Origin of the sequence: Paraburkholderia dilworthii (assembly GCF_000472525.1) — a bacterium.
Taxonomy (GTDB): domain Bacteria; phylum Pseudomonadota; class Gammaproteobacteria; order Burkholderiales; family Burkholderiaceae; genus Paraburkholderia; species Paraburkholderia dilworthii.
In genome coordinates, this window is record NZ_AWZT01000022.1 from 1 (window position 1) to 17,857 (window position 17,857).

General features: G+C 63.2%; 18 protein-coding genes. 10 read left to right on the top strand and 8 right to left on the bottom strand.

Annotation, left to right across the window (positions count from 1 at the left end; genetic code table 11):
* Positions 1–16: 16 nt before the first annotated feature.
* Positions 17–505, top strand: a complete 489-nt coding sequence (locus F759_RS44150) for a substrate-binding domain-containing protein (protein ID WP_456088825.1) — start codon at positions 17–19, stop codon at positions 503–505.
* A 774-nt stretch (positions 506–1,279) separates the two neighbouring features.
* On the opposite strand, the gene F759_RS0119335 is transcribed toward F759_RS44150, so the two are convergent.
* Entirely contained in the window at positions 1,280–1,732 is a 453-nt protein-coding gene (locus tag F759_RS0119335; RefSeq protein ID WP_027801331.1) for a DUF3597 domain-containing protein, read from the bottom strand.
* Positions 1,733–1,986: 254 nt separating this feature from the next.
* Between F759_RS0119335 and F759_RS0119340 the strand changes: the two genes are divergently transcribed.
* The gene (locus F759_RS0119340) at positions 1,987–2,265 is read left to right on the top strand and encodes a DUF883 family protein (RefSeq protein ID WP_027801332.1); all 279 of its coding nucleotides are present in this window, start codon (positions 1,987–1,989) and stop codon (positions 2,263–2,265) included.
* A 129-nt stretch (positions 2,266–2,394) separates the two neighbouring features.
* Here F759_RS0119340 and F759_RS0119345 read toward each other — a convergent pair whose 3' ends face one another.
* The 3 genes from F759_RS0119345 to F759_RS0119355 form a co-directional block, all read right to left on the bottom strand.
* Positions 2,395–2,868 (bottom strand): PRC-barrel domain-containing protein, encoded by a 474-nt coding sequence (locus tag F759_RS0119345; RefSeq protein WP_027801333.1) that lies wholly within the window; start codon positions 2,866–2,868, stop codon positions 2,395–2,397.
* Between the two features lie 138 nt (positions 2,869–3,006).
* A complete protein-coding gene (gene crcB, locus F759_RS0119350; protein ID WP_027801334.1) occupies positions 3,007–3,387 on the bottom strand; it encodes a fluoride efflux transporter CrcB in 381 nt (126 codons plus the stop codon).
* Positions 3,388–3,636: 249 nt separating this feature from the next.
* Positions 3,637–4,839 (bottom strand): ammonium transporter, encoded by a 1,203-nt coding sequence (locus F759_RS0119355; protein WP_027801335.1) that lies wholly within the window; start codon positions 4,837–4,839, stop codon positions 3,637–3,639.
* Between the two features lie 407 nt (positions 4,840–5,246).
* On the opposite strand from F759_RS0119355, the gene F759_RS0119360 reads away from it, so the two are divergent.
* Entirely contained in the window at positions 5,247–6,932 is a 1,686-nt protein-coding gene (locus F759_RS0119360; RefSeq protein ID WP_027801336.1) for a sensor histidine kinase, read from the top strand.
* Between the two features lie 214 nt (positions 6,933–7,146).
* Here the strand turns inward: F759_RS0119360 and F759_RS0119365 are convergent, their stop codons facing one another.
* Both F759_RS0119365 and F759_RS0119370 read right to left on the bottom strand, forming a co-directional pair.
* Positions 7,147–7,473, bottom strand: a complete 327-nt coding sequence (locus F759_RS0119365; RefSeq protein WP_027801337.1) for a hypothetical protein — start codon at positions 7,471–7,473, stop codon at positions 7,147–7,149.
* Positions 7,474–7,589: 116 nt separating this feature from the next.
* Positions 7,590–8,171: a DJ-1/PfpI family protein gene (locus F759_RS0119370; RefSeq protein ID WP_027801338.1), complete on the bottom strand. Its 582-nt coding sequence runs from the start codon at positions 8,169–8,171 to the stop codon at positions 7,590–7,592.
* A gap of 211 nt (positions 8,172–8,382) precedes the next feature.
* Here F759_RS0119370 and F759_RS0119375 point away from each other — a divergent pair, with 211 nt between their 5' ends.
* The 4 genes from F759_RS0119375 (at position 8,383) to F759_RS0119395 (ending at position 13,158) form a co-directional block, all read left to right on the top strand.
* On the top strand, positions 8,383–8,859 hold the full coding sequence (locus tag F759_RS0119375) for a hypothetical protein (protein WP_027801339.1): 477 nt from the start codon (positions 8,383–8,385) through the stop codon (positions 8,857–8,859).
* A 177-nt stretch (positions 8,860–9,036) separates the two neighbouring features.
* Positions 9,037–9,492: an Rrf2 family transcriptional regulator gene (locus tag F759_RS0119385; protein ID WP_027801340.1), complete on the top strand. Its 456-nt coding sequence runs from the start codon at positions 9,037–9,039 to the stop codon at positions 9,490–9,492.
* Between the two features lie 151 nt (positions 9,493–9,643).
* Positions 9,644–10,291, top strand: a complete 648-nt coding sequence (locus tag F759_RS0119390; protein ID WP_027801341.1) for an NAD(P)-dependent oxidoreductase — start codon at positions 9,644–9,646, stop codon at positions 10,289–10,291.
* Between the two features lie 224 nt (positions 10,292–10,515).
* Complete coding sequence (locus tag F759_RS0119395; protein WP_027801342.1) at positions 10,516–13,158, top strand: mechanosensitive ion channel family protein; 2,643 nt, start codon at positions 10,516–10,518, stop codon at positions 13,156–13,158.
* Between the two features lie 158 nt (positions 13,159–13,316).
* On the opposite strand, the gene F759_RS0119400 is transcribed toward F759_RS0119395, so the two are convergent.
* Entirely contained in the window at positions 13,317–13,820 is a 504-nt protein-coding gene (locus tag F759_RS0119400) for a cysteine dioxygenase family protein (protein WP_051377349.1), read from the bottom strand.
* Here F759_RS0119400 and F759_RS43350 point away from each other — a divergent pair.
* The 3 genes from F759_RS43350 to F759_RS0119410 all read left to right on the top strand — a co-directional run bounded on the left by F759_RS43350 (position 13,782) and on the right by F759_RS0119410 (position 14,946).
* On the top strand, positions 13,782–13,958 hold the full coding sequence (locus F759_RS43350) for a hypothetical protein (RefSeq protein ID WP_167334028.1): 177 nt from the start codon (positions 13,782–13,784) through the stop codon (positions 13,956–13,958). The two genes, F759_RS0119400 and F759_RS43350, sit on opposite strands and share 39 nt — an antisense overlap.
* A gap of 122 nt (positions 13,959–14,080) precedes the next feature.
* Entirely contained in the window at positions 14,081–14,554 is a 474-nt protein-coding gene (locus F759_RS0119405; protein ID WP_027801344.1) for an Lrp/AsnC family transcriptional regulator, read from the top strand.
* A 161-nt stretch (positions 14,555–14,715) separates the two neighbouring features.
* Positions 14,716–14,946 carry a hypothetical protein gene (locus tag F759_RS0119410; protein WP_027801345.1) on the top strand — a complete coding sequence of 77 codons (231 nt, stop codon included), beginning with the start codon at positions 14,716–14,718 and terminating at the stop codon, positions 14,944–14,946.
* Between the two features lie 179 nt (positions 14,947–15,125).
* On the opposite strand, the gene F759_RS0119415 is transcribed toward F759_RS0119410, so the two are convergent.
* Entirely contained in the window at positions 15,126–17,636 is a 2,511-nt protein-coding gene (locus F759_RS0119415; protein ID WP_027801346.1) for an FUSC family protein, read from the bottom strand.
* Positions 17,637–17,857 lie beyond the last annotated feature (221 nt).

The window sequence follows — 17,857 nt, forward strand, 5'->3', positions numbered from 1 at the left end:
CAATGTTCTGGTCACCATGAGTAGTGAGCGGTTTCGCGGGGAAGAAGAACGCGGAGCGAGCTTTCGGGATGAATTGACCCGCCGAAATCCGAAGCTAAGACTCGTCGATGCCAGCGGGGGGCACGGCCTCGACAGGGAAACGGAGAAGCGAGTCAAGCGGGCCGTTGATGCAGAGCGCAAAATTGTCGCGGTCTATTCGATGGGNGGAGGCAACGTTGCAATACTCCGTGCGCTCGGCNCGCTGGGTCAGGCGCCGAAATGTTTTATCGGGCATGACCTTGACAAAGATAACGTTGACTTGCTGCGTGACGGCAAACTGAGCGCTGTGTTGCATCACGACCTCCGGCAGGATATGCGCAGCGCGTGCCACTCCATCATGCATTTTCATAAGCTGTTGCCGGCGTCGGCCGTCGACCTGTCCTCGTCGGTCGTTGTGATTACGCCGACAAATATCCCTCAAACTGTCGAGCATCGCTTTGCAGGCGTGCGACCGGCAGGTACCTGAAAGCAAAGCAAGGAGGCCCAACTAAGGCCGCCTGCTTCAAAGGCAGCATATTGTGAGACAGGCTGCGTTCGCGAGATACGCAGGACAGTACGACCGCAAGTTTCCAATCGTTTCTTGGCCCAGCGGAAGCGGGTGGCTTCAATAGGTCTCCACTAACTGACAGCCTTTGAAGCCATAGCTTCAGGCGCGTTCGGTCGAGTCTAAACGACATCGTCAGCGACGGCAGCACAGTGTCAAAGCTGCCCGCGAAGGATATCCCAGTTGCGTCGAGGTGCTCGTTGACGATGGACTCAGCAACAGCGTCAAATAAGTTCCGATGCTCGCACTGGAACCGCCGGTTCAGGTTACGTGGACGAACCTGATGGGCGTCTCAGGTGTGGGGTATCCGGTATCCGGGTAGCAACCATCCGGGCGCAGAAATGGCGGCCCTTCGCGATGAGTTGCCCGAATCGTTCGAAGAATTTTCAGGAGCGCGCCTTCAATGTCTGGCTTACGCGACTGACAAATGACCTTCCCAAGACCGTGCCCCAATTTGCGATGGCTACCGGTGTGAGAAAGCTTTCGCCGGCCCCAAAGAATCGGCTAGAGGCGTGGTTGAAGAAATCGTGACGACCAGGAATGTTAATCAGGAGCGGGATAGCAAGGGGTAGGGACTAATTTGGCACCAAGTACGTTGTATTCCACTAAGCGCTAGACGAGCCCGGGGGCGGCCCCGGTTCGTCGGATCGAAGAGAGTTCCAGCGGATAGTCCGCGCGCGTCAGCGCGTCAGCGCGTCAGCCCTTGAGATCGTCGGGCACTTTACCACCGTTCTCCGCGAGCTTCTGCATGACCTGCTTGTGCAGCCAGACGTTCATCGCGGCAGAGTCTTCGGTGCTTCCGGTGTAGTGCAGTTCCGATGCCAACTCCTTGCGAGCCGCGAGGCTGCTGTCGAGGCCAAGCAGCTTCAACAGGTCGACGATGGACGTCCGCCAGTTCAGTTTTTCGCTGCTGCTTTCCTGCATCCTGGTGAGAACGGCTTCGACGTCGACCGTTGGCATTGGTGTGACCGGAGGCTGTGAATTTCCGGCGGCGGCGGTGGAGGGCGTCGGTGGCGTTCCCGCCGGAGCATTTGCGCTGCCGGGCGCCGCGGTGGCCGCGGCCGCCGCGCCGGCTACCGCGCCGGAGCCGGTGTTGGCGGGATGATCGTGTGGGAAGATCTTGTTGAGAATTGTCGAAAAAATACTCATTTGTCGCTCCTGGTTCGCGCCGGTCAATGCGGCCGGCGTGTGAGGCGCGCAACGCTCATGCCTGTGCGGCGCACTTTGATGCGGGGCGTCGCCGGTGCTGTGGCTTGAACTCGTCAATGCGTCTAGTCGCGGCGACCGGGAATAATCGTCGTCCTAACTAATAAACCCGAGCGCAACTACGAGGCGTCAATGCATTCCTGAAGGCACGGTGCTTGCTGAATCTTCTCCACTCAACGGAAGAGAGGGAGGTTCAGATGGCCGAGTCTTATCAAAACACGAGTTCGGGTTCCGCCGATGCATCGCGCGACGACAGCCTCGCGGCAAGGTCGAACGGCAGCGATGAAGCGCGTGCACGCAGCGCGCTGAAACTTTCCGAGTTGAAGGACAGGCTTGCCGGTGCGCAGGACGTAGTGAAAACGAAATATCGGGTCGTGTCCGAATCCACCGATGATTTCGTTCACGACAGTCCGTGGAAAGCGGTGACGATGGCGCTGATCGGCGGGCTCATCATCGGTATGCTTGCTGCCCGCTAACGCGCCGTTCCGTGATTTAAAGGTGATTTGAAAAACGCTTGCCGCCTGGGTCCACTGTCCATGCCACCGCATTGCAACGCGGTGGCATGGACGTTCAGGTGCCTGCTGCGGCTGGCGCGCTAATTTGCGTCAGTGCTCGCTTGGCCGGATGGCGGGGTCGTCCTCGACGACGTCACGGGTCGCGGACCAGTACGGCTGCCGGTTGTAATAACTGTAGGTCGACTCGCCCCACGCGATATCAGCCATTGCCGGCCAGTGATCCTTGTCGAAGCCTGGGTCGTCCTTCAGTCGCTGCGCCGTGATATCGACGAAGAAGCACTTCTGATCGGTATCGAGCGTCAGCGCGCTCCACGGAATGGCGTGCAGGTTAGCTCCCATTCCGAGGAAACCGCCTTCCGATAGCACTGCATAGGCGATGCGTCCGTTGCGGACGTCCAGCATGATGTCGGAAACCTTGCCGACATGTTCGCCGTCCGAAGACATCACCTTGGTTCCGTCGAGCGTCGCCGCGGCCATTACATCGGGCCCCGGACCTTCGCCGATGCCGCCGCCGACAATTTTCGCTCCGCCGCCAGCGGCGCCTTGCGGGTTGATTGAGCCCATCTTTCACCTCCTTACGGTTAAAGAGTGCGCAGAGTGGGCGCGCAAGCGTTGTGCCCGCCGGGCGCCGCGTGAGAGCGGCACGCAGCGACATCGTCGCGCAAGAAGGGAATAAGAGAGGGCGCACGCGCGAAGCCGCGCCTAGCGAGAGAGCAACGTAACCGTGGCAATACCGAGCACCGTCATGATCAGCGAGGCGCCCACGTGAATCGCGACTTCGCCGGCGGCCCAGCCAAGGCGGCCGTCCTGCAGATGCTGGACGACTTCGGCGGAGAATGTGGAAAAAGTGGAAAGACCGCCCATCATTCCGGTGATGACGAAGAGCCGCCACTCCGGCGCAATATGCGGCGCGCGCGCGAAGCCCGCGACAGCCACGCCGATCACATATCCGGCGACGACATTCGCCGCGAAAGTGCCGAGCGGCAGCGACGGAAAGAGGCCGTTCAGGCGCAGGCCGAGAAACCAGCGAAACAGCGAACCGAGTGCGCCGCCGATGGCGACCGCGAATATCGACCAATACATGAGTGGGGCCTGGCGAAACGGGAGTGAACAGGCCGGGCTGAGCGGCGAACACGCAATGCCGCTCGCGCGCCGGTCTGGCGAAGCAGGCATCGTTCAGCACCAGGCGGTGAATGGGATATGCGATACCGATGCCGCGGCAAACCCCATTGGACAATGCCTTTTTCAGCGCGCAAGTCTAACATTCGCAGTTCGATGTGGACAGGTCGCATCGAGCCGCGGATGTCAGACGCGCGCGCATCGCTCACGGCCTCAGCCGAGACTTTCGCGCTCCGGCGTCGCGGAGATCTTGTGGATCGACAGGTCGGCGCCGTTGTATTCGTCCTCCTGGTCGAGGCGCAGGCCGACGGTCAGGCGAATCGCGCCGTACACAAGCGTGCCGCCGAGCGTCGCCACGACGATTCCACCCAGCGTGCCGATTAGCTGCGCGCCGAACGAGACGCCGCCCAGCCCGCCCAGCGCCCTCAAGCCGAAGATGCCGGCTGCGATGCCGCCCCAGGCGCCGCACAGGCCATGCAGCGGCCAGACGCCGAGCACGTCGTCGATGCGCCAGCGGTTTTGCACGCACGTGAACATATAGACGAACAGCACGCCGGCCACACCGCCCGTAACGAGCGCGCCGAGCGGGTGCATCAGGTCCGAGCCGGCGCACACGGCGACCAGTCCGGCGAGCGGCCCGTTGTACGTGAAGCCCGGATCGTTGCGTCCGGCGAGCCACGCGGTCAGCGTGCCGCCGACCATCGCCATCAACGAATTGACGGCGACGAGGCCGCTGATCTTGTCGACGGTCTGCGCGCTCATCACGTTAAAGCCGAACCAGCCGACCGCGAGCACCCATGCGCCCAGCGCGAGAAACGGAATGTTCGACGGCGGATGCGCGGCAATGCCGCCATCGCGCTGATAGCGGCCGTGGCGCGCGCCGAGCAGCAGCACCGCGGGCAGCGCGACCCAACCGCCGAACGCGTGCACGACGACGGAGCCGGCAAAGTCGTGGAACGGCGCGCCGAACGCGTGGGTGATCCAGTCCTGCACGCCGAAGCGCGCATTCCACGCGATCCCCTCGAAGAACGGATAGACGAAGCCGACCAGAACGAACGTCGCAAAGAGTTGCGGGTTGAACTTCGAGCGTTCGGCGATACCGCCGGAAACGATCGCAGGGATCGCCGCGGCGAACGTCAGCAGGAAAAAGAAGCGCACGAGTGCATAGCCGTTGTGGGCCGCCAGCGATTGCGCATTGCCGAAAAACTGCACGTCGTACGCGATCGTATAGCCGATGAAGAAGTAGGCGATCGTCGAGACCGAGAAGTCCACCAGAATCTTGACGAGTGCGTTGACCTGGTTCTTCTTGCGCACCGTTCCGAGCTCGAGGAATGCGAATCCCGCATGCATCGCGAGCACCATAGCGGCCCCGAGTAGAAGAAAGAGGGTATCGGTGCCGGTTTTCAAGCTTTCCATCGATTGTTCCGCTCGTGCCAAAAAGACGGGCACCGAACGCAAGAAGCGGGCCAAAACGGTGCTCTCAGGCGCAGGCCCGGTGCAAAGCGGCACCGAATGGGATTTATCAGGCCGGCTTATCTCCCGAGCGCTTCTATGCGCACCTTATTGGGCTCTGGCACGCACAAGATATGTGCGTCGATGTGCCTTTTTGGTTCGCGCGAACCATCGTGGACCGGAAGTTTTCGTTCTGCTTACGCGAACTGCCTGCGTGCTGATCTGCGCCACGTCAGGTTCGCGCCCAAGGTGTCAACCCGTCTTCCGAGCGGGCCCTCGCCTGTGGCACGATCCTTTGTTTCTGAAGCAAACGCCGACATAATGTGCCGTACCGCGCACGATCTGCCGGCTCACACCTCCAATGCGCACGCATGCGACTCACCACTAAAGGCCTGCTGCTGATCGCGATCCCGGCTGTATTCGAGCTGGCGCTGCTGTCCGGGCTGGTCAAGGCGCAGTCCGACGCTGCCGAGGCCCAGCGCCGGGCTATTCATGGGCAGGAAGTGATGCGCCAGACCGCGGCGATCGTCGATCCCGTGCTGGGCGAGTCCGTCGCGCTGCGCGGCGCGGTGCTCGCCGCCGACAACCGCTTCGTGACGCCGCTGTCCGTGTGGGTCGATGTCGATCGCCGCATCGATCAACTCGCGGAACTCGTCTCGGACAATCCCGCGCAGGTCGAGCGTGTGGTCCAGGTGCGTCAGGCGGTGCAGGCGTATCGCCAGTGGTCCGATCGCATACAGGACATGTTGCATTCGGGGCGCCGCAACGACGTCGTCGACCGGTTTCGCGAGTTGGCTCAGGCCGATGCGCTCGATCGCTTCCGCGAGCAGGTGGCTGCCTTTCAGGCAGAAGAGCGGCGCGTCGACACGCAGCGCGCGAGTGTCGCCGATGCCGCGCGCGAGCGGCAGCAGACGCTCGTCGGCGCAGCGGTGTTCGGCTCCCTGCTGTTCGTGGCGCTGGCCGTGTGGCTTTTCACGCGCGGCGTGCGCGGCCGGCTTGCGCTTCTGTCCGACAATGCCGGGCGCCTCGCGGGCAACGAGCCGCTTGCGCCCATCACGCCCGGTCACGATGAGATCGCGCGTCTCGATCTGACCTTGCATGAGACCAGCCGGCGTCTGCTCGAAGCGGAGCGCATCCAGGCGCGCTTTCACGCCGACCTCGCGCGCCGTGCGGACGAACTCTCGCGCATCAACGAGAGCTTGCGTCAGCAGACGCAGGAAAACGAGATGTTCATTTATAGCGTGTCGCATGATTTGCGCGTGCCGCTCGTCAATCTGCAAGGCTTTTCAAAAGAACTGATCCGCGCCTGCGAGGAACTGCGCGCGGCCGTCAGCGACTCCTCGCTCGCGACGCAGACGCGGCAACGCATCGAGCGGGTAGTCGACGAGGATATCGGTGAAGCGCTGCACTATCTGCAGACGGCGGTGCTGCGCGCGTCGCACATCATCGACGCGTTATTGCGGCTTTCACGTATCGGCCGCGTCGAATACAGGCAGCAGAAAGTCGAGGTGCACGATATCGTGCCGCGCGTGATCGACGCGATGCAGGGATCGATTCGTGCCCGGCGTGCGCAGGTGCATGTCGGCGAACTGCCGGCGGTGTGGGGCGACCCGACCGCGCTCGAGCAGGTGTTTGCCAATCTGATCGGCAATGCGGTGAATTATCTCGACCCGTCGCGCGAAGGCCGGATCGAGATCGGCACGACGCCGGCGCCGCCCGGCGTGCAAACGCTGCGGATCTTTTACGTGCGAGACAACGGTTTGGGCATTCCGGCGATTGCGCTGCCGCGGCTATTCAATGCGTTTCAGCGACTGCACGGCACGGCGGCTGCGGGCGAGGGCATCGGCCTTGCGCTCGTGCGGCGCGTCGTCGAGCGGCACGGCGGACGGGTGTGGGCGGAATCGACGGAAGGCGAAGGTACGACGTTCTATCTGTCGCTGCCCGAGGCCGGCGCACGATCCGCATCGACGGCTGGCGAAGCGCGTGCCGCGGCGGCGCAGGCCGCGAACGATCAGGCGATGCGAGGCGAGCAGGGGAATGCACGGATGGGGCCTTGAGTTGGGCGGTGGGGTTGGGCTCTTGATTCGGACGCTCGATTCGGCTCTTGACTCGAGCCTTCAAACCGGGCTCTAAGGTGTGGCCCTAAGCCGGGTCCTCAAGCCAGGCCCAAGACGGCCCGAAGTCAGGCCCTTAAGCCGCGCTCATGAACTGGGTGCTTAAGCCCGTAGCACATCAAGGCGGCTGGCGGCGCGGTTTGAGCACCGCAGCCGATTAGCAAGAAACAAACAGACGGCGCGACTTCAGCAGCCGCCGGCCGCGAATCGACCAGTAGCCGCCGCACGCAAGCAGAATGGCGACGACGAACACCACTTCCTGAAGCGTGAGCCGCAGACCTAACAGACCGTCGAGCGCGAACACGCAGCGCGCTACGATCAGCGATGCTGCCCAGACGGAGCAGGCCGCCTGCGCCAGCATCCGCGTGCCCGCGAGGCGCCGCGCGCGGTTCTCGCGCGACCAGCCGGCGGGCGTGCGTGCGCAGCAAAAAGCAATCGCCGTCAAGGTGACGGCGAGAATGACGATCCAGTCGATCAGTTCCATCGAAAAGCGCTCCAAAGTCAGCCCGTGACTATAGGAAGGCCCACCGGTGCGAACCATAGGACGACTCTCAAATGCCGCGCCGGCTCGCTATCGCCGCGCGCGGCGCTTGAACTGGCTCAAAGCTCGATACGCGTGCCGAGCAGAACGAGGAACTGACGCAGCCACTCCGGATGAGCCGGCCAGGCAGGTGCAGTCACGAAATTGGCGTCGGTGATCGCGGCGTCGACCGGAATGTCGGCGTACTCGCCGCCGGCCAGTTTGACCTCGGGCGCGCACGCCGGGTACGCGGAAATGCGCTTGCCGCGGATTACATCGGCGGCGGCCAGCAATTGCGCGGCGTGACAGAGAGCGGCGATCGGCTTGCCGGCTTCAGCGAACTGCCGCACGATATCGACCACTTTCGGATTGAGCCGCAGATACTCGGGCGCGCGCCCGCCGGCGATTGCAAGCGCATCGTACTGGCGCGGGTCGACATCTTCAAACGACGCATTCAGCGCGAACAGATGCCCCGGCTTTTCCGTGTACGTCTGATCGCCCTCGAAGTCGTGAATCGCGGTCTTGATCCGATCGCCCGCTTTCTTGTCGGGGCACACGGCGTCGACCACATGTCCTACTGCCTGCAGCGCCTGAAACGGCACCATCGTTTCGTAATCCTCGGCGAAATCGCCGGTGAGAAACAGAATCTTCTTTGCCGCCATCGTATGCTCCCGTCGATCAATGGACACAGCGCTTGCTGCGATTGCGCCCGGCCAGTCTACCGCACAATGTTTGACAGAACGGCGACTGCGCCAAGGCCCACCAGTTGCGTCGATTTGTCCTGCATGAATTCGTTGCGCGGCGCTCTTTGGCAACGGCGTATGATGGGCGCGTTTTCGTCAGCTAAGCCGCCTCGCGCGGTTCAAAATACACATGACTTCATCTATCCGTTCTCCGCTGCTGCGCCGTGCCGCCGTGGTCCTCTTCATATTCGGCGGTCTCGCGGCCTGCCAGAAGAACGATGCGTCGGCGGGCCAGGTGGCCGGCAAGCTCAACGACGCTGCGCAAGCCGCCGGTCAAAAGCTCGATCAGGCGGCCAGCTATGTAGGCCAGAAGGTCGATGAGACGAAATCCGCTGCCCAGCAGAATGTCGAATCGGCCTCGGCGCCGTCGGTAACCGTCGACCCGAATGCGCTCGCTTCGAGCGCGCAAGCCAATCTGCAAAACGCCGCCAGCGCGGCCAACGCGCAACTCGGCAAGGCGGCGTCGCTGACCGGCCAGAGCCTCGAGAACGCCGGGCGCAAGCTGCAGGAGTGGTCGGCGCAGAGCACGGCTTCGTCGACGAGCGCGGCTGCATCGTCATCCGGTTCGGGCTACGGCGGCGACGCGCAAAAGCAGATGGACAAGTGAGAGGCGCATGAGTCCGTCGAATCGCATGCGCTCGGTCGAGCCGTTTGGCATTGCGCTTCACATTGCATCTGGCTGCGTGTTTAACAGTACGTTGAGCGACAGGATCGACAGCACGTTTGACATTGCCGGTAAGTGTAATTACTATGGTTACACATTGTCGTCGCAAGGCGGGTTGTTGTGAACACGAGTAGCCGGTTTGCATTTGCGGTGCATGTGCTCGCACTGCTGTCGTTGCAGGAGGGCGCGCCGCTTTCTTCGGAGATGATTGCGGGCAGCGTGAATACGAATCCCGCGCTGATCCGGCGGCTGTTGACCATGCTCGCCGAGGCGGGCCTGACCACCTCGCAACTCGGCGCGGGCGGCGGCGCGCTGCTCGCCCGCGCACCCGAGCAGATTTCTCTCCTCGACGTGTACCGCGCGGTCGACGACGCGCAGTTGTTCGCGCTTCATCGCGAGGAGCCGAATCCGGCGTGCATGGTGGGGCGCAATATCCAGGTCGTGCTGCGCGGAATCATCGACGAGGCGCAGCAGGCTCTCGAGGCGTCGCTCGCGCAACGAACGCTGGCCGATGCGACAGCGGACCTGCGGCGCGCCGAGCGGGCGAGGGAGCGCAAACGGCGGCCGCACGCATGACGCGAACGCTTTGACCGGGAAGCGCGCGCGTCGATTGACGACATACCTGCCAATAAGTTTTTTCGTAATGACGCATGGGGCCTGAGCCCTCTTTTTTCCAATGTATATGTAACTAACTAAGTTACATATAAGTAATAACAGGAGCATTGAAATGAGCAAACAATTGAAGATCGCATTGTTCGGCGCCACCGGCATGATCGGTTCGCGGATCGCGGCCGAAGCGGCCCGTCGCGGGCATCAGGTGTCGGCGCTCGCGCGCAACCCCGCGCGCGTGCCGGCCGACGTGCCGAATCTGAATGCGGCGCAAGCGGACCTGCTCGACGCAGCGAGCGTCGGCGCGGCGGTGCGCGGTCACGACGTGGTGGCGAGCGCCTATGCGCCGCCGCAAGACGACGTCAGCGTGCTCGACAAGGTGACCCGCGCGCTCGTCGACGGTGTGCGGGCGGCGGGCTTGAAGCGGCTCGTCGTGGTGGGCGGCGCGGGTTCACTTGAAATCGCTCCGGGCAAGCAACTTGTCGATACCGAAGGTTTTCCGGACGCCTATAAGGCCGTCGCGTTGGCTCATCGCGAAGTGCTGGGCTACTATCGCGGCGTCGCGGACCTCGACTGGACGTTCTTTTCGCCGGCCGCGCTCATCGCTCCGGGCGAGCGCACCGGTACGTTCCGCACCGGCACCAACTCGCTGATTGCCGACGCGCAAGGCAATAGCCGCATTTCCGCCGAAGATTACGCAATCGCCTTCGTCGACGAACTCGAGCAGGGCCGTTTCATTCGCCAGATCGCGACGGTCGCTTATTGAGCGTGGATGCGGGCTCGTTGCGCGGCGCGGCGGCGGGGCGGCCACCGCGCAGCAGGTCTTGAGAGTCCCACGCGATGGGCGGCCACCGCGCAGCAGCCTAGCCCGTCCGGCGCCGCGTGCTTGCATGAATTCATGCAAGCGTCCTAACAATCGGTTACGCATGTCCGGTTGCCGGCGGGCAAACTGAGGCTACACTGGCGTCTCCCGTTTTCTCACGGATTGCCATGCAGTCATGCCCGTCGCGGCGTGAGTCCGAGGCTGCGCCGTCAAACGGCGGGCTTTCTGCGATTCGCGCTGCATTTCTTCGATTTTTCGCTTATATCGGATGTGTGCTCCGTAGCGGCGCGCGTGCGCGCGGCGCAGGCCGGTTCAGCGCCCGTTGCGCGGCGATCTGCGTCGTGCTCATTGTTTGCGCCGCGTGCATGCCCGCTGCCGCGCAGGCCGCCGGCGCCGGCGCCAGCACGCCCGTCATACCTGCGTTGCAGAGCCTGATCAACAGTGCGACTGTGGCGCCCGCATCGGCCGCGTCCGGCGCATCGGCTGCGGATGCGGCGTCCGCGCCGTCGCCCGCAAGCCAGGCGGAAATCGCGCGTTCGCTCGACAGCGTGATCGCCACGCTCGATAACGACCGGCAACGCAGCGCGCTCGTCGCCCAGCTGAAAAAACTGCGCGACGTCTCCCGAACCGTCGGCCCACTCGCGCCCGCACCTGCGCAGCCGAGCCCCGGTCTGCTCGGCGCAATCGCGTCGGGCATCGCGTCATTCGAATCCGACGTGCATGAAGGCCGCACGCCTGTGCGCTACTGGGGCGGGCGCTTCAACGCGGCCGGCAACGAGCTCTACACGATCATTTCCGGCCAAGGGCACGAAAGCCTCGGCCGCATTCTCTTTTCGATGTTCGCGATGCTGGCCGGCTGGGGCGCATGCGCCGCCGCGCTGATCTATCTCCAGCACAGGCTCTACCGGCGGCTTGGCATCGTGATCGGCCTCAATCCAAATCCGACCACACGCGAGCTGCTGATCTTCGCGTTGAGGCGCGTCGGGCCGTGGATCATCGCGTTCGTCGCCGCGCTGCTGTTCGTGCGCGCGATGCCCGATGCGCTCGGCCGCACGCTCGGCATGGTCGTGGCGTACGCGATTGTCGCGGGCGCGGTGTTTTCCGCGATCTGCCTGATCATGTTTTCGCTGTTCGGCTCGGGGCACCGGCGAATCGCGGTACGTCTGCTGATCGATCACGCGCGGCGCCTGCTATTCGCGGTTGGCATATGCGGCGCGCTCGGCGACGCCGCGGTCAACTACGACGTCGCGCATCAGCTCGGCTCGAATCTGGCCGCGCTGATTTCGACCGCCGCCAACATGACGGCCGCCGTGCTCACCGGCTATTTCGCGCTCGCGTTCCGCCGGCCGGTCGCGCATCTGATCCGTAACCGGCCCTACGAGCAACGTAACGATCATAAGGCGGCGACCGATGCGTTCGACGTGCTTGCAGCGCTCTGGCACGTGCCGGTTCTCGTGCTCGCGACGGCGTCGGTGGTCGCCACGCTCGGCGGATCCGGTTCGAGCGAGAACGTGCTACAAATCTCAGTGGTGACGGCGCTGCTGCTCGTGCTGGCCTTTTTCCTGTCGGCCATCGTGCTGCGCATGACGCGTCCGCGCAGTCCGCGCGCGCGTCGCCGCTCGCCTTACTTGACGCGCTTGCTGCGTTTTTGCGGCACCTTGCTGACGCTTTTCATCTGGCTGTTCTTCTTCGAGCTGGCGGCGCGTTTGTGGGGCGTGTCGCTCGCGGCGGTCGTCGAGGAAAACGTCGCCGCGCGCGGCATCGCCCATGCGGTGACGGCCATCGTGGCCACTGTGTTTATCGCGTGGCTGCTGTGGATTCTCGTCGACACGGCGATTACCGAGGCGCTCAACCCGGGCAGCGCGCGCAACAAGTCGCGCAGTCCGAGCATGCGGGCCCGCACGATGTTGCCGCTCGTGCGCAACGTGCTGCTCGTCAGCATCATGACGATCGCGGGCATCGTCACCGCGGCGAATCTTGGCATCAACGTGACGCCGCTGCTCGCGGGCGCCGGCGTGATCGGCCTTGCAATCGGTTTCGGCGCGCAGTCGCTCGTGACCGACCTGATCACGGGGCTTTTCATCATCATCGAAGACACGATTTCGGTGGGCGACTGGATCGATGTGGACGGCGGCCATGCAGGCACCGTCGAGCATCTGTCGATCCGCACCGTGCGCCTGCGCGACGGCCAGGGCGCGATTCACGCGATTCCGTTTTCGCAGATCAAGATCGTCAAGAACCTGTCGCGCGACTTTGCTTATGCCGTGTTCGAAGTGCGAATGTCGTTCTCGACCGACGTCGACGAAATCACTCAACTGATTCGCGAAGTCGGCGCCGATCTGATGGCCGATTTCCGTTACCGGCGCGAAATGCTCGGGCCAATCGAGGTGTGGGGCCTCGACCGTTTCGATCCGAACTGGATGGTCGTCAAAGGGCAGATCAAGACGCGGCCGCTGCAGCAATGGAGCGTGGCGCGGGCGTTCAATCTGCGGCTGAAGCGCAAGATGGACGAGGCGGGCATTGAAATTCCGGTGCCGCAGATGCGCTTGCACGCGTCGTCGAAAGATAGCGAGGGCCAGCCTTTGCACGACGATGACATGCGCGAGGCTGCTGGGCACGAGCCCAAGCATGCGGGCGAGCACGAGCATGCAGGCGGGCATGTGGAGAAGGCGCCGGCAATGCGCGGCGCGCATCCGGCTGTCGTGGTGGCGCGCGATGTGTCGCATGAACCGCGGCCGGCTCCGCCGCCGACCGGACAGACGGCGCCGATTCCGCCGCAAATTCCCACGGCGGGCGAGGGCAAGGCTTGATTGTCGAGCGAGGCCGGAAGATGCCGCCGCTAGCGGAACGGGCTCGTAGCGCAATGCGCATCGCCTACGAATGAACGGCTGCGTCCAGCTACGGTTGATAAGCAGGAAACTCGATACGATGAGCGCGCAAACGCTCGGGCATTGACGCGCGCCTGCGGTCAGACAAGCGCGGGCGCGGCGCGCACCACATCGTTGACGTGGGTGCCGATGTGCGCGCCCGGAACACCGTAAACATGCAACGACACAGCAGGCGCATCGCTGCTATTGCCCAGCCGATGAATGCTGCCGCGGCCGCCCCGCACGAACGACACCGCGCCGCGGGTGCGCGCCTGCGAGCGCGTTGCCATTGCGCAGTCCTGCGTGTCGTCCCATTCGAAAACCGTTTCGCTCAACGCGCCGTCGATCACCGCGTATCCGCACCAGGTTTGATGCGCATGCACGGGGCTCGCCTGATGCGGCAGCCAGACGAGCGCGGCAATCGCATAGCGACCCTGCGGATCGGCGGCAAGCAGATGCCGCCGGTAGTTCTCCAGCGATGCTTCGCGTTGCCCGGGCTTTAGCAGCGTGGGATCCGCAACAGCTTGCGCGAGAGCAATGCGCATGCTGCGCGCGAAGAAGGTGCAATGCGACGGTTCGCTGACATGCGCGCAGGCTTCGAACATCGCGTCGAGCGCGTTACACAGTCGTACGAGAGGCTCGTGATCAACGGCGTGCGACACGGCGTCGCGCTGACGGCGAGCTTGCGCAAATGCATCGAGGAGGCGAGCGGGGGAAGAGTGATCGTGGTTCAAGGCGGTTGAATGGCAATCGCTGCCGATGTTTTTGAGTTCACACGTTTATACCGTTTTGTCCGGAGAAAGAGTTTCCATATAATTCCCCCTGCAATTTGAAAAGTAGAATAATTTCCTAAAGGGGCGAGACGATGGGAATGGATATCATCGACCGGAAGTTGCTGGAGTTGTTGCAAGAAGACGCGACCATGCCGATTGCCGAACTGGCACAGCGGGTGAACCTGTCGCAAACGCCGTGCTGGAAGCGGCTCCAGCGTCTGAAGGAGACCGGCGTCATCCGCGCGCAAGTGGCGCTGTGCGATGCACGCAAACTTGGTGTGGGCACAACGGTCTTCGTCGCTGTGCGCACGAATCAGCATACCCAGGCGTGGGCGCAAAGCTTCACGCAGGCGGTGCAGGACATTCCGGAAGTCGTCGAGGTCTACCGGATGAGCGGCGAGACGGACTATCTGCTGCGCGTGGTGGTTTCCGACATCGACGACTACGACCGCGTCTACAAACTCTTGATCGCCGCCGTTCCGCTGTATGACGTGAGTTCGAGCTTCGCGATGGAGCAGATCAAATATTCGACGGCGCTGCCGGTGCGGCCTGCCGCCGTCGTGTAGGGCGGCGCTAGAGCGAGGCGCGCGGTTCGCCGCAGACAGACCGTAGCGCTTCGCCATGCCGTTCAGCCCTGCCGGCTGCAAGGCGAGTGCAAGGTGCCTCGGCGTAGAATGCCGCCTTCTCCGCTATCTTCCGCGATTTGCCTCGCGGTCCGAGCCGTCTCATGAACAAACCGCCGCGCAGGAAAAATCCGACCTTGGGCATCGCCGTATTCATCGTGGTCGCGGTACTGCTGGTCATCGCCACGCTGTTCTACAACGCGATCAAGGAAAAGCGCGAGTTCGAGAGCGACAACGCGCCGGCGGCGTCCATTTCATCGGGCGCGGCGGCGGCGGCGACTGCGACGAGCGCGGCGGCTACCGCTGTTAAGCCCGCGAGCGGCACGGCACAGTGAGGTTGCCGCGCGCTCATCGTGCATGAGCGCCGGTAGGCCTATCAAGGGGTGTGTCGCGCGGGGCAGGGGAGCCTCCGCAGTGCGTGTGTCGAACGAGCGTCCGACGATATGTCGGACGAGCGTCGGACGTCTCTGGCCCTGCCGGGCTTATGTCGGACCCGTTCCGATCGCGTCACTCGTCACTCATCAGGCAGGCGAATCACGCTCGCATCCTTGCGAATCAGCGCCGACGCCGCCAGCATCTGCTTGCATTGATGCGCGAGCAGCTTCATGTCGTGCACTGCATCCGCCGAATAGTCCTGCGACTTCTCCGCCTCGACCACCATGTTGTCCAGGTCGCGCGTGAGTTGCTTTATCTGTTCGGCTTGATCGCCCGGCGGCGTACTGCCTGCTTCGGCCTCAGTGAGATTGTCGCGCACGAGGCTCAACGCGCGTTGCAGCGGTTGCAGCGGTCGTAGCGACACGCCGTCGGCCTGTTGCGCGGACGTGCGCAGTAACGGCGCGGCCGCTGTGATCTGCGAAGCGAGCACATGGCTGCGCACCAGCAGCCCGTTGAGTTCGGGCACGAACTTCTGCGCCGATTTCGGTTCGAGCATCATTCGCTGAAACGCCTGTCCGAGATTGGCGAACGCGACGTGGACGTTCTTGCGCGCGAGCCGGTAACGGTAATCGCGATCGAGTGCGGTCGCCGCAGCCGCGGCGGCGGGCGATGCGCCGGCGACGGGCTTCGCCGTCGTATTGCCGAGCGTTGAAACGCCCAAGCCAGCCAGCGCGTTTCGTCCCGCACCGGTCTTTGTTTGAGCGCTGGTATTTGCCGGATCGCCGGTTTGCGAACTGTTTTGACCGGCGTCTCCGACTACGCGGGCTGCAACTGCCCGCGCCGGCTTGCCTAAGTCGATGGCCGGATCCGCCATTGCCGCGACCGGCGCCCGCGCGCCGGCTTCCGTCACCGTGGCGACCGCGGCGGCGGCCGGTTTGCCGCTCCACCACCAGCTTGCTTCAAGAAACTGACGGGTGGCGCCGATCATATTGTTGACGAGCTTGCCCATCAGACGATATTCCCAGTACGGGAACAGGTGGCTCGCGGCAATCGCGATCGCGCAGCCGACCACCGTGTCGATCGCGCGTTCGCCGATGATGCGCATGCTGCCCGGCGCGAGCAGGTGAAACATCAGCAGCACATACGATGAAGTGAACACCACGCTCGCGGTGTAATTGAACAGCAGCAGGCTGTAGCTCATCACCATCGACGCGAACATGACCACCAGCAGAATGTGCGGCTCCTTCACGAAAATCATCAACGCGATGCTCGCCGTACAGCCGATCAACGTTCCGACGATCCGCTGCCCGTTGCGCTGTTTGGTCAGCGAGTAGCCCGGCTTCAAAATGATGACGGTGGTCATCACGATCCAGTATGCGTTGGTGAGCGGCAGCAGGCGACCGAGCCAGAAGCCGACCGCCACCGCGATCGTCACGCGCAGTGCATGACGAAAGCTCGGCGAGGCCATCGTCAGGTTCGAGAAAATCTGGCCGAACGGCACGCGGCGGCTCGACACAAAACGGTTCAGCGCCTGGTCGAGACGCAGCTCGGTTTCCGTCGTGCCCGGATCGCTCGACAGGCTCTTGCGCATCTTGTCGATCAGACGCGTGGCGCTCCAGATGCGGCGGAACGTGGACGACACCGCCGAATAGGCCTCGGGATTCTTCGCTGGCAATTCCTGCTTGCGCATCAGCTCGATCTCGAACTCGATTGCGCGCAACTCGGCCTTCAAGTTCACGCGCGTGCGGGGCGCATGGTTTTGCAACACAGCGAGTCCGATCTCCTCGAGATCCGCGGCGGCCTTGCGGATCAGGTCGCGGTAGAACACCAGCAGGTCCGTGCCGCCGAAGGTATTGCGCACGAGCGGATAGTCCGTATGCGCGCCGACAAATAGCTCGTGCAGATCGACCGTGTTGATGAACAGATTGAACAGCATCGCGCGGCGCGGCTCGAGCTTGCCGCTTTTGAGTTTCGGCAGATTGCGCAGCACGATGTCGCGCGCGGCGTCCTGCCGTTCCACCGCGGCAATCTGCTTGTCGACCAGATCGCGATAACACTCGTCCAGGTCGTTATCGAGATCGTAGAAAGCGGCGCGCGCGAGCAGATAATCGGCGCAGGCAAAGACGCTTTCTGCCAGCGCCTGCTGCTCGATGCGATGCATCATCCAGCGGCTCACGGCGGTCGACCAGTACGTGTACCAGAGACCGCCCAGAAGAATCCACGACGCGTTGACGAGCGCCTGCATCGGCGTGAAATGCTCCTCCAGCGTCATGATCATCATGAACAGCGTAGCGAAGCTGATCTGCGGCCAGCGGTTGCCATACACCACGATCAACGAAAGCACGAACGTGAGTGGCACCACGGTGCACCACAGCGCCACCGGGTTTACGGTGGCAAGACCGGTGGCGAGCGCGGACAGAAAACCGATTACCGAGCACGCCAGCATTTCGTTGTGCTTGTACTTCAGCGGACCGGGCATATCGACGACGCACGCACCGAGCGCGCCGGTTGCAATCGTGAAGCCGAGCTCGCGGTTGTGAAACACGATCAGGCACAGCATCGCTGGCAAAGACACACCGACCGCGATACGCAGGCCGCCATAAAAGTACTGGCTGTAGAGGAATTTTTTTATTTCAACCGAATAGCGCATCGACTGCCTGATTCCATTCACTGACAAAAAGCGGTTGAAGGTACAAGCCCGGAGACAGCCCCAAAACTGCCGACGAGTCTAACTGATTTTGTGTCTGATCTGACCTCGTCCATTCGGCCAGGTTCTATGCGGCGAGCGGCTTTGTTATGCTGTCGCTTCAATGTCTGCCGCGTTTTGCGCGTTTGTCGCAAATGCGGCAAAGCCACGTCGCCTCGTCCCGG